Consider the following 14,907-nt stretch of genomic DNA (forward strand, 5'->3'; position numbering starts at 1 on the left):
CGAAGGTGTCAGCCGGTGTTCTGGAGGCCGGCGGCTACGCCGTTGACGCTGAGGAGAAGGAGGGTCTCCAGGCGTTCGCGCTCGGCCTCTGAGAGGGGCTCCTCGGCGCGGAGGGCGGCGAGGGCGCGCAGTTGCAGGTGGGACAGCGCGTCGACGTAGGGGTCGCGGAGCTGGACGGCGCGCGACAGCACGCGCCTGCTCTCCAGCAGCCGTGCGTGGCCGGTGACGGCGAGCACGAGCGTGCGGGTGAGGTCGTACTCGGCGAGCACCTGCTCGGCGAAGTCCGGACGGCCGCCGAGGGCCAGGTAGCGGGCGGCGATCTCGCGGTCGGTCTTGGCCAGGGACATCTCGGCGTTGTCCATGAGCGAGGCGAACAGCGGCCACTCGCGGTAGGCCTGGCGCAGCTCATCGAGCCCCGGCCCCGGGTCGCCGGGGGTGGCCGGGTCGGGGCGGGTGGCGGCGAGCAGGCCGCTGCCCAGGCCGTACCAGCCGGGCAGGTTGACGCGGGTCTGCGCCCAGGCGAACACCCACGGGATCGCGCGCAGGTCGTCCAGCGACCGGGGGGCGCCGAGGCCGCGCCGCGCCGGACGGGAGCCGAGGCGCAGCGAACCGAGCTCCTCCAGCGGGCTGACCAGCCCGAACCACTCGGGGAACCCGGGCGCCTCGGTCAGCGAGCGGTAGGCGTGCTCGGAGGCGGAGGCGACCCGCTCGGCCAGCACGCGGTAGCGGGCGGCGGCGTCGGCCGTGCGGGACTCCACCGAGGGGGTGGAGGCGAGCAGGACGGCGTTGGTCACCTGCTCGATGTGCCGGAGGGCGATGGCCGGGTGGCCGTACCGGGCGAAGATCACCTCTCCCTGCTCGGTCACCTTGAACCGGCCGGAGACCGAGCCGGGGGCCTGGCCCAGGACGGCGCGGTTGGCCGGGCCGCCGCCGCGGCCGAGGGCGCCGCCGCGGCCGTGGAACAGCGTCAGCCGCACGTCGTTGGCCTGGGCCCAGGCGGCCAGCTCGGCCTGCGCGTCGTACAGCTTGAGCGTCGCTGCGGCCGGGCCGAGCTCCTTGGCGGAGTCGGAGTAGCCCAGCATGACCTCAAGACGGCGCCCATTGGCCTCCACGCGCTTGCGCACCGCGGGCAGGCGCAGCATGCCGGCGAGCACGTCGGCCGAGTTGGCGAGGTCCTCCCCGGACTCGAACAGCGGCACGACGTCGAGCACGGGCGCACGGCCGCCGAGCGCGTGCTCGGCCAGCTCGTAGACGGCGGCGATGTCGTCCGCCGACCGGGTGAACGACACGACGTACCGGGAGCAGGCCGTGACCCCGAAGCGCTCCTGGATCCAGGCGATCATGCGGATGGTGGCCAGGACCTCCTCGGTGCGCTCGGAGAGGGCGCCCTCGGCGATCTCGCGCAGCGCCGCGGCGTGCACCTGGGAGTGCTGGCGGACCTCCAGCTCGGCCAGGTGGAACCCGAAGGTCTCGACCTGCCAGATGAGGTGCTGGACCTCCCCGTACGCCTGGCGCGCCGCCCCGGCCGCGACCAGGGAGGACTGGCACAGGCGCAGGTCGGTGAGCAGGTCGTCGGGCGAGCGGTAGGCGAGGTCGAGGTCGCGGCGGCGGGTGGCGGCGATCTTGGCGGCCACGAACAGCAGCCACTGGCGGTGCGGCTCACGGGGCGATCGCTTGGCCAGCTCGGAGACCAGCTCGGGGTGGTCGTCGGCCGCCGCGGTCAGCGCCTCTACCAGCTCCTTGCTGGGCGGGCTGTCGCCGTTCCAGACGGTGAGGCTGCGGCCGATGCGGGTGGTGGCGTTCTCCAGGGCGGTGAGCACGTGCTCGGCCTGGATGAGCACGGCCTCCCTGGTCACCCGCGCGGTGACGTTGGGGTTGCCGTCACGGTCGCCGCCGATCCAGCTGCCGTAGCGGATGTAGGCCCGGGCGAGCGGGGCCCGCCTGCCGGTGCCCTCGGCGAGCGCGGCGTCCAGCGAGCGGTAGATGCGCGGCACGGTGCGGAACAGCGTCTCGTCGAAGGCCGCCATCGCCGTGCGGACCTCGTCCAGCGGGTCGAGCTTGGTGTGCCGGAGCTGGGCGGTGCGCCACAGCAGGTCGATCTCCTCCAGCAGGTGGCGGTGGGCCTCCTGCCGTTCGTGCGCCCCGCGGTCGGGGGCGTTGTACTCGGCGAGCTGGACGCTGACACGCTGGATAGCGGTGGCCACGGCGCGGCGGCGCGCCTCGGTGGGGTGCGCGGTGAGCACGGGACGGAACTCCAGCTCGGCGATCAGCCGGGCGAGCTCGTCGTCGCCGAGGTCGTGCTTCAGCTCGCCGACCGCCGCCGCGAGCGACTCGGGCAGCGGCGCCTCGCCGGTGTCGCGCGAGCGCAGGATGCGGATGCGGTAGTGCTCCTCGGCGAGGTTGACCAGGTGGAAGTAGCAGGTGAAGGCGCGGGCGATCTGCACGCTGCGGTCGACCGGCCACTCGGCGACCATGGCGGCCACCTCGTCGACCGACAGCTCGCGCCTGCGGGCGGCGATCACCGCCTTGCGCAGCCGTTCGACGTCGGCCAGGAGGTCGGGCCCGCCGTCCTCGGCGATGACACGGCCCAGCAGCTCCCCCAGCATGCGCACGTCGGCGCGCAGTTCGTCGGGCATCTCGGAGACGGCACTGTGCCGTTCGGCAAGAGAACGTTCTGCCTGCTGTGATGCGTTGGCGGCCATACCACGAAGGGTATCCAGTGTCTTCGACACGCTGGATACCAGTCTCATCCATTGGACTAGACCACTTGCCACGAGCCGGTGAACCGCACGGGACCCGCAGGTGAACCCGCACGCCGGGCCGGGGTCATGACGGCCGGGAGACGGCGGCGAGCAGGTCCGGCAGGCGGGCGTAGCCGATGGTCGCGGCGAGCCTGCGGCCCCCGACGCCCACCGCCACCCCGTAGGGGACGACCAGCACCGACGCCCAGGTCAGCCCGAACAGCACCGGCAGCACCACCGGGGCCGACAACAGGCTCGTGCCGAGCATGGCGCCGAACGACCCGGCGAAGGCCACCCCGCCCTGACCGGGGGCGGCGCTGGTGAAGGCGTTGATCCGCTCGGGGTAGGTGTAGGGCAGCACCACGCTGATCACCGCGCCCACGCCGAGCGCGATCTGCAGCAGCCCGATCGAGGCGAGCAGCGCCGGGACGGCCCAGACCGCGTGCCCGGCGACCAGCCCACCGGCGACGGACAGCAGCGCCAGCAGCGGGGCGGCGACCAGCGAGACGGCCAGATGCCGGCCGGCGAGGTCGGTGCGCAGGTCGCGCTGGGAGGAGTACACGATCGCGTTCATCCACAGGGCCCGCCCGTCGATGCCGAAGGCGTTGGCGCCCTGCAGCCCGATCATGAGCGCTCCGGCGCACGCGGCGGAGACGGCCAGCGTCGCGCCGGCCAGGCCGTTGGGGCCGCTGCTCAAGGAGAACATCAGCACTCCGGAGATGCCCACGGCGGCGATCCAGCCCATGCGTCCTCGCGGCTCGCGGCGTAGGTACTTCAGCTCCTTGGACACGACGGCGCCGAGCGGGCCGGCGGGGAGCAGCCCGTCGAAACGGCTGCGGCGCACCGAGCCGACCTCGGTGGAGGCGTCGGAGCGCACCATCGTCCGGCGCAGCACGACGACCCACACGTCGGCGAGGATCAGCACCACCACGCCCACGGCCGCCACCTCGGCCAGCCCGACGAACGAGCCGTCCGCGATCGCGTGCGCGGCCATGCCCGGCGGCCCCCATCGCACCGCCTCGGCGAGGCTCCTCAGCAGTTCGCGCGGCGCGCCGCCGATGCCCCGGTTGAGCAGGAGGTTCGGCACCTGGGTGAGCAGGATGACGAACACGACGCCGATGGCCAGCAGGTCGCGTCCGCGCCGGGTGCGCAGCACCCGCGACAGCGCCGTGGTGACCACGCGCGAGGCCACCAGGCAGAACGCGAGCTGGAAGAGCGCCGCCACCAGGCCGATCAGCGCTCCGGAGACGTCGCGCGACAGGCCGACGACCGCGCCGAGGAGCGTGAACAGCGAGGCCAGCGGCCAGGGCCCGGTGACCGAGGCGGCGAACATGCCGACGGCCATCTGACCGGCGGTCAGCGGGAACAGCGACAGCCGCGCCGGGTCGAGGGTCTCGTCCACCCCGAAGACCAGCAGCGGGCCGGCCACCCAGATCAGCGCGAGCAGGGTGAACAGCACCATGCCGGCGTCCGCCGCGACGTCGGCGGGCGCGAACCGGAGCAGGCTGGTCAGCACCAGGCCGCCGCAGGCCGCCGCGGCCGCCCCGATGAGCGTGAAGACGAAGCCGATCTGGCGCATGGCGTCGCCGCGCAGGTTGCCGGCGATCAGCCGCAGCTTCAGCCGGACGAAGAGCCACGCCATGGGGCCCCCTCTCCGGAACCGAGCCACGACAGGCCCTCCTCACCGTTGTCCCTGGCGCCGACCAGGTGGAGCAGGGCCTCGTTGAGGGTCTGGCCGCCGCGGACGTCGGCGAGCGGGCCCTGGGCGACGATGCGGCCGAGGTTCATCACCGACACCCAGTCGCACAGCCGCTCGACCAGCTCCATCACGTGGCTGGAGAACACGACGGTGGACCCGGAGGCGGTGTAGCGCCGCAGGACCTCGACCAGCGTGTTCGCGCTGATCGGGTCGACCCCCTCGAACGGCTCGTCCAGGAACAGCACCCGGGGATTGTGCAGCAGCGCGGCGGCCAGGCCGATCTTCTTGCGCATGCCGGTGGAGTAGTCGACCACCAGTTTGTCGGCCGAGCCGACGAGGTCCATGACCGTGAGCAGCTCCTCGGCGCGCCGGGCGACCTCGTCCTTGGCGATGCCCCTGAGCTGCCCGTTGTACATGAGCAGCTCGCGACCCGACAGCCGCTCGAACAGGCGCAGCCCTTCGGGGAGCACGCCGATGCGGGCCTTGACCGCGACCGGGTCGCGCCAGACGTCCACCCCGCCGACCTCGGCCGAGCCGGCGTCGGGCACGAGCAGGCCGGTGATCATGCTGAGCGTCGTGGTCTTGCCCGCGCCGTTCGGGCCGACCAGCCCGGCGAAGCTGCCGCGCGGCACCACCAGATCGACCCCCGCCACCGCCACCTGGTGCCCGAACCGCTTGAACAGCCCTCGTGTGCGAACCGCCTCGGCGCGTCCGGCCTGGCCCGCGTCGGGCGCGTCGTCCCCGGCGGCGAAGTGGGTCATGTCGTCACTCTAACCGCGAGCGCCGCCGCCACCGGCCGAACCGATGCCGTGACCGGTCGAACGACGCCCTGACCGGTCGAACGACGCCGCGACGGGGAGGACTACCCTACGGGCATGAGCGCTGACCCGGTTCCGCACGTCGATGGAGTTGACCCGCACACCACCGCGGGAAAGATCGCCGACCTGGAGCGGCGCCTGCACGAGGCCGCCAACGCCGGGTCCGCCCGGGCCGTGGAGAGGCAGCACGCCAAGGGCAAGATGACGGCGCGCGAGCGGCTGGTCGCCTTCCTCGACGAGGGCTCGTTCGTGGAGTTCGACGAGCTGGCCCGCCATCGGGCCACGGCCTTCGACATGGCGGGCGAGCGCCCGTACGGCGACGGGGTGGTGACCGGGTACGGCACCGTCGCGGGCCGTCCCGTGGCGGTGTTCGCCCAGGACTTCACGGTGTTCGGCGGGTCGCTCGGCGAGGTCTTCGGCGAGAAGATCGTCAAGGTCATGGACCACGCGCTGAAGACCGGCTGCCCGATCGTCGGCATCAACGACTCCGGCGGCGCCCGCATCCAGGAGGGCGTGGTCTCGCTCGGCCTGTACGCCGAGATCTTCAAGCGCAACGTGCACGCCTCCGGGGTGATCCCGCAGATCTCGCTCATCATGGGGCCCTGCGCGGGCGGCGCGGTGTACTCCCCGGCGCTGACCGACTTCGTGCTCATGGTGCGGGAGAAGTCCCACATGTTCATCACCGGGCCGGACGTCATCAAGACGGTCACCGGCGAGGAGGTCACCTTCGAGGAGCTCGGCGGGGCGCGCACCCACAACTCCAGGTCGGGTGTCGCCCACTACGAGGCGGCCGACGAGAACGACTGCCTGGAGTTCGCCCGGGCGCTCCTGTCGTATCTGCCGTCCAACAACATGGACGAGGCCCCGGTGTTCGACTCCCCCGCCGACCTGACGGTCACCGACGCCGACCGCGAGCTCGACACGCTGATCCCCGACTCGGCGAACCAGCCGTACGACATGCACCAGGTGATCGAGCACGTGCTGGACGAGGGCGAGTTTCTGGAGATCCACGCCGCGTTCGCGCCGAACATCGTGGTCGGGTTCGGGCGGGTCGAGGGGCAGCCGGTGGGGGTGGTGGCCAACCAGCCGATGAACTTCGCCGGCACGCTGGACATCGCCGCCTCGGAAAAGGCCGCACGCTTCGTCCGTACTTGCGATGCTTTTAATATCCCTGTGCTGACTTTTGTCGATGTACCGGGCTTCCTTCCGGGTACGGACCAGGAATGGAACGGGATCATCCGACGAGGCGCCAAGCTGCTGTACGCCTACGCCGAGGCGACCGTGCCGCTCGTGACGGTGATCACCCGCAAGGCGTACGGCGGCGCGTACGACGTCATGGGCTCCAAGCACCTCGGGGCCGATATCAACCTGGCCTGGCCCACGGCGCAGATCGCGGTCATGGGCGCCCAGGGAGCGGTGAACATCCTCTACCGGCGCGAGCTGGCCACGGCCGAGGACCCCGAGACCGAGCGGACGCGTCTGATCACCCAGTACGAGGACACGCTCGCCAACCCCTACCTCGCGGCCGAGCGCGGGTACGTCGACGCGGTGATCCGGCCGTCGGACACCCGGGTGCGCGTCGTCAGGGCGCTGCGCGCGCTGCGCAACAAGCGCCAGGCGCTGCCGCCGAAGAAGCACGGCAACATCCCCCTGTAGGAGGCGGCCATGGATCAGCCCTATCTGAGGATCGTTCACGGCGGCGCCACTCCGGAGGAGGTGGCCGCGCTGGTCATCGCCGTCGCCACAAGAACCGCGAAACCGGCCCAACCCGTCCGAAGCCGCGAACTATGGCGTAACCCAGCACATCAGATGAGAAGAGTCTTCCCCACCGGGCCAGGAGCGTGGCGGGCGAGCTCACGGCCTCATTAGATCTTTGGAAGTGGGTGTCAAGCGCGCTGAGAGTTGGGACTATCTAGAAATGGGGGAATATAGTCAGCCGATCATCGCCTAGGACCGAGGCCTGGAGGAGAGCATGGCAATCCCGGACCTCACACCGCATCCCGTGGCGGCGAAATACGCCGTCCTCGTGGACGTCGGCTATCTCTACGCTGCGGCGGGCGAGGTCATCCTGGGGGCCAAGGAGCGCAAGGAATACCGCGTCGCCGCGGACGAGCTCATCCAGGCCCTCAAGAAGCACGCGATGGAGCGCATCCCCGGCGAGCTGCTGCGGGTCTACTGGTACGACGCCGCCCGCGACCGGGTGCCCACCGTCGACCAGCGCGTGATCGCCCAGCTGCCCTGGGTCAAGGTGCGCCTCGGGAACCTCAACGCCCGCGGCCAGCAGAAGGGCGTCGACGCCCAGATCCGCAGCGACCTCGAAGCCCTCGCCCGCCACCACGCCGTCAGCGACACCGTGCTCATCGCCGGGGACGAGGACATGGTGCCCGCCGTCGAGGCCGCCCAGACGTTCGGCGTGCGCATCCACCTGTGGGGGGTGGAGCCGCCCTACGGCACCAACCAGGCCGAGCGCCTGGTCTGGGAGTCCGACACCGTGGAGGAGCTCACCGCCGACTTCCTGCGCCCGTACTTCAGCCGCTCCGCCCAGGTCGTGCCGGCCGCGCCGTCACCGCCCTCGCCCGCCCAGGTGTTCGCCGGGCGCACCGCCATGGCCAAGCCCGTCGTCAAACAGCCCGGTCAGGTCACCAAGCTCGGCCCCAGCCGGCCGAGGGTCGAGGAGGTCGGCGAGCACGTCGCGCAGAAGTGGATCCTCACCCGAGGCCGTGACAACATCCGCGACCTGCTCCCTGGACCGCTCCTGCCGACCGTCATCGACACCGAGCTGCTCATCGAGGCCGAAAAGGAGCTGGGCCACTCACTGCGCCCCTACCCCGAGGCCCGCGTCTGGCTCCGCGACGGCTTCTGGGCCCGCGTCTACCGAGAATTCGACCTCGGCGTCGGCATCTCCACCAAATAACCCCCCATCCCCCCGAGCGCCACCGAGGATCGGTGTCCGCATGCCCACGCCTCATCCTCACCGTCGAACGGCCGATCGACCGGCGCCGCTGCGGCGGGAAGTGGTGCGTCGGGGGCCGGCGCCATCGCGCGGCGGGCGGGCCGGGGAAGCGTGGCGCCGGGTGGTCACAGCGGCGTCCGAATTCCGCCGGTCGCCGAGGTTGAGCAGGGCATAGCCTCGATCTGTGACTCCACACCAGACCCTCGACTTCGACTCCTGTTACCGGGCGGCGAGCGCCCGGGACATGCGTTTCGACGGGCGGTTCTACACGGCCGTCACCTCGACCGGCATCTACTGCCGCCCCATCTGCCCGGCCCGCACCCCCGCCAGGCGCAACGTCCGCTTCTACCGGCACGCCGCCGCGGCCGAGGCGGCCGGGTTCCGCCCGTGCCGCCGCTGCCGGCCCGAGCTCAGCCCCGGCGACCCCGGCTGGGACGTCGCCGCCGACCTCGTGGGCCGGGCGCTGCGGCTGATCGACGACGGGGTGGCCGACGAGTACGGCGTGGCCGGGCTGGCACAGCGGTTGCACGTGACCGAGCGCCATCTGCTGCGCCTGTTCACCGCCCGGCTCGGCGCCGGTCCCCTCGCGGTGGCGCGGACGCGGAGGCTGCTGCTGGCCAAGCAGTTGCTGACGGAGACCGCGCTCCCGATCACCGATGTCGCCTTCGCCGCCGGGTTCGGCAGCGTGCGCCAGTTCAACGCGACGATGAAGGAGGCGTACGGCTTCGCCCCGAGTGAGCTGCGCACGTCGAACGGTCCCCTCGCCGCCGCCCGCAGAGCCCCGGCGCCACGGGCGGCCGGCCACGCGGTTCCCGGGACGCGGCTCAGCGCCGGCCCGGCCGCCGATCGTGATGTTCAGGGCACCCGGCCCGGTGACGCTCAGAACACCCGGCCCGGTGACGCTCAGGGCACCCGGGCGGGTGATGCTCAGGGCGCCCGGCTCGCCACCGCCACGGAGCCTCCGGCCGCGCTCACGCTGCGGCTGAACCACCGGGCTCCCTACGACGCGGCGACGCTGCTGGGCTTCCTGGCCGCGCGCGCGATCCCCGGGATGGAGGAGGCGAGCCCGAGTGGCTACCGGCGCGCCGTCACCGGAGGGTCGATCACGCTCACCCCGGCGGACGGGCACGTCAAGCTGTCGGTGACCCTGGACGACACCCGCCACCTGGCCAAGATCGTCTCGCGCTGCCGCCGCCTGCTGGATCTGGACGCCGACCCGGTCGCGATCGCGGACGCGCTGGGCGCGACCACGCTGCGGGCGCTGGTCGCCACGCGGCCCGGGCTCCGGGTGCCGGGCGCCTTCGACGGCTTCGAGCTGGCTGTGCGCGCCGTGGTGGGCCAGCAGGTCTCCGTGGCCGGCGCCAGGACCCTGCTCGGCCGCATCGTCGCCCGCGCCGGCACCCCCGCCAGACCGACCCCGCCCGGCGGCGGTATCGCCAGACCCACCCTGCCCACTGACGCGACCGAGCGGCCCACCCCGCCCACTGACGCGACCGAGCGGTCCACCCTGCCCACTGACATGACCGCGCGGTCAACCCCGCCCGCCGACGCGCCACAGTGGTCCACCCCGTCCGCCGACGTGACCGGCGGGGCCGGAGCCGACGGGCCGTTCCTGCTGTTCCCCACCGCCGAGCGGCTGGCGGAGGCCGATCTGTCCGGGCTCGGGCTCACCGGCCGCCGGGTCGCGACGCTGAAGGCGCTCGCCGAGAAGACCGCCGCCGGCGAGCTGGACCTGGACGCGGGCGCCGACCCGGCCGAGACGGCGGCGCGCCTGCTGGAGATCCCCGGCATCGGCCCGTGGACCACCGGCTACATCGTGATGCGGGCGCTCCGCGACCCGGACGCCTGGCCCGATGGCGATCTCGGCCTGCGACGGGCCATGCGCGCGCTGGACATCGCCGAGGACGACGTCGAACGCTGGCGCCCCTGGCGCGCCTACGCCGCCATGCACCTCTGGAGCTCGGAGTGATCCCATGCCACCGACCCGGCAACGATCGAACAAAGCGTCATCCCCGCCTATCAGTTAACGCATTCGCGCATGCAAGGAGATCTCATGACATCGACCGTTGACGCCCAGGTTCTGACCACGCCGGCGGGGCCGCTGTCGCTGCTCGTTCATGACGGTGTGCTGGTCGCGGCCGGGTTCACCGCCGACCCGACGCGGATGTTCGATCGCCTGCCCGCCGCGCTCAGGGCGCTGCCGCTCCAGGCCGTCGAGGACCTGGGCAAGCCCGTCCAGGCCGTCCGGGACTACCTGGAAGGCGACCTGTTCGCCCTGGACGCCGTGGAGGTGGACCAGCCGGGCACGCCGACCAGGCAGCGCCTGCTGGCGGCGCTGCGCGCGGTCCCGGCGGGCACGACCGTGAGCTACGCCGAACTGGCCGAGCGCGCCGGGCTGCCGAGGACGGCCGCGCGGGCCGCCGGATCGGCCTGCGCCAAGAACCTCATCGCCCCCTTCGTGCCGTGCCACCGGGTGCTGCCCTCCGTGGGCGGTTTCGGCGGCTACTACTACGGCAGCCCGGTCAAGGAGTGGCTGCTCAGGCACGAGCGCGCCATCTGACCCGTGCGACCGCCACCGCCTATGTCCCCGTACGACGGTGCGCCTGCTGCCTGATCCCCTCAGGGAGCGCCTCGGCGGTGGTCAGGCGGGGCAGCAGGCCGGGTTCCAGGGTGAGCGCGCGGAAGGTGACGGCGACGGTGACGTCGTGGCCGGGCCGGTGGACGATCTCGATCGGGTCGCCGGCCCTGATGTCACCCGGCTCGACGACTCGCAGGTACGCGCCGGGCGACGCCGCCTCGGTGAACCGATCGATCCACCTCTCGCGCTCCAGCCACCCCTGGAAGGTCGAGCAGGGGATCCGCGGGCAGGACACCTCCAGGACCACCTGGGAACCGATGCGCCACCGCTCGCCGATCAAGGCGCCGTTGACGTCCAGGCCGGCGGTGGTGAGGTTCTCCCCGAAGACGCCGTTCGCCAGCGGCCGGCCCAGTTCAGGCTCCCAACGGTCGAGATCCTCGCGGGCGTAGGCGTAGACGGCCTGGTCGGACCCGCCGTGGTGGGCGAGGTCGTACACCCGGTCCCCGGCGAGGCCGACGGCCCCGGTGCCCTTCGGCCCGGGGTCGGACACCCTCACCGATCCTTCGACGGGCCCTTTGTCGATGCCGGTCGTCCCGGCGCTCTTCCACGGGTTGGGTCTCGGCTTGCCGACGTTCACCGACAGCAGTCTCATACCGGCGACGCTATGTGCCGCCCGCCTCCCGGGACGACCCGTTTTCGCGACGAATCCGCTCCCGCGATGGCCCGTTTCTCCAGACGGCCCGTTGTCCGGGACGGCCCGTCCCCCGGGGCGGCCCATCCTCCAAGACGGCCCGCTCTCGGGACGGCCCGTTGTCCGGGACGGTCTCTTCCGCGGGCCGCCTCGGGAGGTCAGGCGCCGGCGGCCCAGCGCCAGAAGGCGCGCATGACCGAGGGCGGGGTCGGACCGGCCAGCTCCACCTGGGTGAGCAGGATGGTGACCGCGCCGGTGGAGGGGATGATGTGCGCCGCCGTTCCGGTGCCGCCGACCCAGCCGTAACGGCCAGGGACATTCCACGGGTCGATGGCCTCGACGTCGACCGAGCCGCCGAACCCCCAGCCCTGCCCCTCCAGGAACAGCCTGCCGGCTTCGCGCTGCGACGCGGTCAGGTGGTCGCTGGTCATCTGCCGCACCGCCGCGCTCGACAGCACCCGGCGTCCGCCGACGGTGCCCTCGGCGAGGAGCATCCGGCCGAACGACAGCCAGTCATCGGCGGTCGAGACCAGCCCACCGGCGCCGGACGGGAACGCGGGCATGCTGCTCCACTGCCCGTCGGGGGCGTCGACGAGGTCCAGCCCGCCCTCCGGGCCGAGCCGGTAGAAGTGGACGAACCGGTCGCGTTCGGCGGCCGGCACCTCGAAGCCGGTGTCGGTCATGCCGAGCGGCTCGAACAGCCGCTCGGCGAGGTACTCGGGCAGCGGCCGGCCCGTGACCCGGGCGATCAGCACGCCCTGGATGTCAGAAGAGGTGTTGTAGAGCCAGGCGTCGCCCGGCTGGGACAACAGGGGGATGCGGCCCAGCGTCGCCATCCACTCGTCCTGCTCGGCGACGAGCTGCGGCTGTGGAGGTCCCTGCTTCAGCTCGGCGAACAACGGCGCGACCGCCGGCAGCGAGAAGTCGGACGGGAAGCCGTGCCCGGCGCGGGAGGTCAGCAGGTCCTCCACGGTGATCGGCCGGGCGGCCGGGACCACGTCGTCCACGGGGGCGTCCATCGTCCGGACCACGGACGGCGAGGCCAGCTCGGGCAGCCACTTCGCGACCGGTTCGTCCAGCGCGATGCGGCCGTCGTCGACCAGCGTCATGACCGCCGCCGCGACGATCGGCTTGCCGATCGAGGCGATGCGGAAGATGGAGTCTCTGCTCACCGGGGAGGCGCCGTGGACGTCGGCCGAGCCGACGGCCTCGACCTCGACGTCGTCACCGCGCGCCACCAGGGCCACCGCGCCCGGCAGCGTTCCCTCACCGGTGTAGCTCCGCAACAGGCCGTTCAGTGTCGTCATCGGTCCACCCTCTCAAGGGCACGGCCCGAGCGTGAGCCGAACGATCCACCCCGTTCCGGACGAACCCGAGTACGTTCAAGGTCCGCGTTCAAGGTCCGCGTTCAAGGCCCGCATATGAGGGCCGTGCGCAAGACCCGCGTTCAGGGGGCCGCGTTCAGGAGGCCGCGTTCAGGAGTCGTCGGCGCCGTCCCTGACCGTGGTCTGGACCTCGCCCACGGGAACGTCCCGGGTGGCCGTCGCCTGGACCGGCTGGAAGGCGAAGCCGACGTCGCCTCCGCCCGTGACCGGCCAGACGCTGGTCACCGACATGACGTACACCTTGCGCGGCTGGTCGACCGAGGCGCGCAGGTAGCGCACCCCGCAGCGGAAGGCGCCGCCCTTCACGTAGGGATGGCCGGTCGGGCCGCAGTCGTCCTTCACCTCCGCCCGCCCGGCGGGGGCGCCCGACTTGATCTCGACGCGGGCGAGGGTGGCGGTCACCGTGGCCGACATGACCCCGGGGATCTCCGCGGTCACCGAGCGCGTGGTCTGCCCGGCGCCCGCGAGCCAGACCCAGGTGGGCAGGTTCACGTAGCTCTTGACGTCCGGGCTGAGCTTGATCTGCGGTTCGGGGACGGTCAGCGCGGCCCGGGCGAGCTGGTAGAGCTCCTCCAGGGTGATCCCGCCCGGCGGGGTGCCGCCCTCGGGCACCCACACGGCCCCTTCGAGCCCCGTCCAGCAGGAGAGCCCGTCGGGGTCGGCGGCGTTGTACGCGGGCACCCACCAGCGGCCGTTCTCACCGACCTTGTCCTTGTACTGCTTGATGAAGGCGTTGAAGTCCTGTTCGGTGCCGTCCGGGTGGGTGTGGAACCAGAACTCCCGGACACTCTGGTCCTGCTGCCGGTTCAGCATGGTGTCGGCGTTGTCGCCCGGCTCGTACCAGCAGGGCCGTTTGACGCGGTAGCCGTCGCTCTTGGCGCCGAGCCCGTCGCCGCTCAGCACGATCTTGGAGTTGCGCAGGACGACGCCGCTCGTGCGGTCGTTCTGGTACCCCTCGCCCATGGGCCCCCCGGGGTCTGCCATGGGAGCGGTGACCATCGTGGCGGCCATGACGTACGACAGCAGTGATCTCATCGGCGGCACTCCTTCGCACGCTGATGGGGGTAGGAGGCGTGCATGTAGGTCCGGACCCGGAACGCTCCGTCGTCGCCCTTGCGCACGGCGGCGACCTGCAGGTAGACGGCGGCGGGCGGGCGGGTCCAGGCCGGCTGGCGGGCCACGGGGCGTCCTCCGGCGGCGTCGGTCACCCGGACGCCGGACTCGTCGACGCAGGCGTCGACCTCCGCGCCGCGCCCGGTGACCGAGGCCACGCGGACGGCGTACAGCTTGGCCGACCCGGTGGCGGACTCGCGGCGGTCCACGAAGCCGCGCACCCAGGTGTAGGCGTCGCGGCTCGCCTGGTCTTCGACGCCGGCGAGGTAGCCGTCGTCCTCGCCCTGGCTGACGACGGCCTTCCACGAGGCGACGTAGCCGTCGGTGAACGCCTTGACCATGGCCTGCTGTTCGGCGTCGAGGCCGGCGGGCCACTCGATGGAGACGGTCATGCCCGGGGTGACCTCGACGGTCTGCGCCCACGGGGTGGACAGCGCGCCGGGGGCGTCCGCGGCGGAGGCGGACGGATCGGCGGGGGCGCCGCTGGAGGCGAGATCGCCGCCGGGGGTGAACGGGCGCTCGGGCCCGCGCTCGGCGCAGCCGGCGCCCAGCAGGCAGCCGCCGCCCAGGATGACGGCGGCCAGGACGGCGCGGGCCCGCGTACCGGCCCGCCCCAGCATGCCCGGCCGCCCCAGCATGCCCGGCCGCATCCGCAGGCCGGCCCGCCCCAGCATGCCGGGCCGCATCCGCATGCCGCCGACGCTGATCACGCCCCGGACGGCTGAACCACCGTTATGCACGTATCGGCATGAGTCACTCGAATCACTCCAGCGACACCGGCACGAGTCGCCCGAACCCGGATCACCGCACGGGCATGGCCCACCCGGGCCCGGCGTACCGCGCCGGCATGGGTCGCCTGCGTCTCTCAGGCCCCGTGTCGTCCGAGCCACCACCGTGACCTCTGCCTCCTCACCTGGACGGGCGATCAT

12 protein-coding genes are annotated in these 14,907 nt (G+C 72.5%); 5 read left to right on the top strand and 7 right to left on the bottom strand.

The window, feature by feature from the left end:
- Positions 1 to 8 precede the first annotated feature (8 nt).
- The 3 genes from ABZT47_RS07315 to ABZT47_RS07325 all read right to left on the bottom strand — a co-directional run bounded on the left by ABZT47_RS07315 (position 9) and on the right by ABZT47_RS07325 (position 5,201).
- Positions 9 to 2,702: a phosphoenolpyruvate carboxylase gene (locus ABZT47_RS07315; protein ID WP_354837223.1), complete on the bottom strand. Its 2,694-nt coding sequence runs from the start codon at positions 2,700 to 2,702 to the stop codon at positions 9 to 11.
- Between the two features lie 124 nt (positions 2,703 to 2,826).
- The gene (locus ABZT47_RS07320) at positions 2,827 to 4,383 is read right to left on the bottom strand and encodes a hypothetical protein (protein ID WP_354837225.1); all 1,557 of its coding nucleotides are present in this window, start codon (positions 4,381 to 4,383) and stop codon (positions 2,827 to 2,829) included.
- Positions 4,359 to 5,201, bottom strand: coding sequence for an ABC transporter ATP-binding protein (locus tag ABZT47_RS07325; RefSeq protein WP_354837227.1), 843 nt, complete (start codon positions 5,199 to 5,201; stop codon positions 4,359 to 4,361). The genes ABZT47_RS07320 and ABZT47_RS07325 overlap by 25 nt, the downstream gene beginning before the upstream one ends.
- Before the next feature lie 114 nt (positions 5,202 to 5,315).
- Between ABZT47_RS07325 and ABZT47_RS07330 the strand changes: the two genes are divergently transcribed.
- The 5 genes from ABZT47_RS07330 (at position 5,316) to ABZT47_RS07350 (ending at position 10,771) form a co-directional block, all read left to right on the top strand.
- Positions 5,316 to 6,914, top strand: a complete 1,599-nt coding sequence (locus tag ABZT47_RS07330) for an acyl-CoA carboxylase subunit beta (RefSeq protein ID WP_354837229.1) — start codon at positions 5,316 to 5,318, stop codon at positions 6,912 to 6,914.
- Positions 6,915 to 6,923: 9 nt separating this feature from the next.
- Positions 6,924 to 7,127 carry an acyl-CoA carboxylase subunit epsilon gene (locus ABZT47_RS07335; RefSeq protein WP_354837231.1) on the top strand — a complete coding sequence of 68 codons (204 nt, stop codon included), beginning with the start codon at positions 6,924 to 6,926 and terminating at the stop codon, positions 7,125 to 7,127.
- A 103-nt stretch (positions 7,128 to 7,230) separates the two neighbouring features.
- On the top strand, positions 7,231 to 8,172 hold the full coding sequence (locus ABZT47_RS07340; protein WP_354837233.1) for an NYN domain-containing protein: 942 nt from the start codon (positions 7,231 to 7,233) through the stop codon (positions 8,170 to 8,172).
- Positions 8,173 to 8,395: 223 nt separating this feature from the next.
- Complete coding sequence (locus tag ABZT47_RS07345) at positions 8,396 to 10,180, top strand: AlkA N-terminal domain-containing protein (RefSeq protein WP_354837235.1); 1,785 nt, start codon at positions 8,396 to 8,398, stop codon at positions 10,178 to 10,180.
- A gap of 84 nt (positions 10,181 to 10,264) precedes the next feature.
- Positions 10,265 to 10,771 carry a methylated-DNA--[protein]-cysteine S-methyltransferase gene (locus ABZT47_RS07350; RefSeq protein WP_354837237.1) on the top strand — a complete coding sequence of 169 codons (507 nt, stop codon included), beginning with the start codon at positions 10,265 to 10,267 and terminating at the stop codon, positions 10,769 to 10,771.
- Positions 10,772 to 10,790: 19 nt separating this feature from the next.
- Here ABZT47_RS07350 and ABZT47_RS07355 read toward each other — a convergent pair whose 3' ends face one another.
- The 4 genes from ABZT47_RS07355 to ABZT47_RS07370 all read right to left on the bottom strand — a co-directional run bounded on the left by ABZT47_RS07355 (position 10,791) and on the right by ABZT47_RS07370 (position 14,670).
- Complete coding sequence (locus ABZT47_RS07355) at positions 10,791 to 11,441, bottom strand: MOSC domain-containing protein (RefSeq protein WP_354837239.1); 651 nt, start codon at positions 11,439 to 11,441, stop codon at positions 10,791 to 10,793.
- A 197-nt stretch (positions 11,442 to 11,638) separates the two neighbouring features.
- Positions 11,639 to 12,787, bottom strand: a complete 1,149-nt coding sequence (locus ABZT47_RS07360; protein ID WP_354837241.1) for a serine hydrolase domain-containing protein — start codon at positions 12,785 to 12,787, stop codon at positions 11,639 to 11,641.
- A gap of 168 nt (positions 12,788 to 12,955) precedes the next feature.
- On the bottom strand, positions 12,956 to 13,900 hold the full coding sequence (locus ABZT47_RS07365) for a hypothetical protein (protein ID WP_354837243.1): 945 nt from the start codon (positions 13,898 to 13,900) through the stop codon (positions 12,956 to 12,958).
- The gene (locus ABZT47_RS07370; protein ID WP_354837245.1) at positions 13,897 to 14,670 is read right to left on the bottom strand and encodes a hypothetical protein; all 774 of its coding nucleotides are present in this window, start codon (positions 14,668 to 14,670) and stop codon (positions 13,897 to 13,899) included. The genes ABZT47_RS07365 and ABZT47_RS07370 overlap by 4 nt, the downstream gene beginning before the upstream one ends.
- Positions 14,671 to 14,907: the final 237 nt, after the last annotated feature.

The sequence above is a fragment of the Sphaerisporangium sp. NPDC005289 genome, assembly GCF_040607455.1.
GTDB lineage: Bacteria > Actinomycetota > Actinomycetes > Streptosporangiales > Streptosporangiaceae > Sphaerisporangium > Sphaerisporangium rhizosphaerae.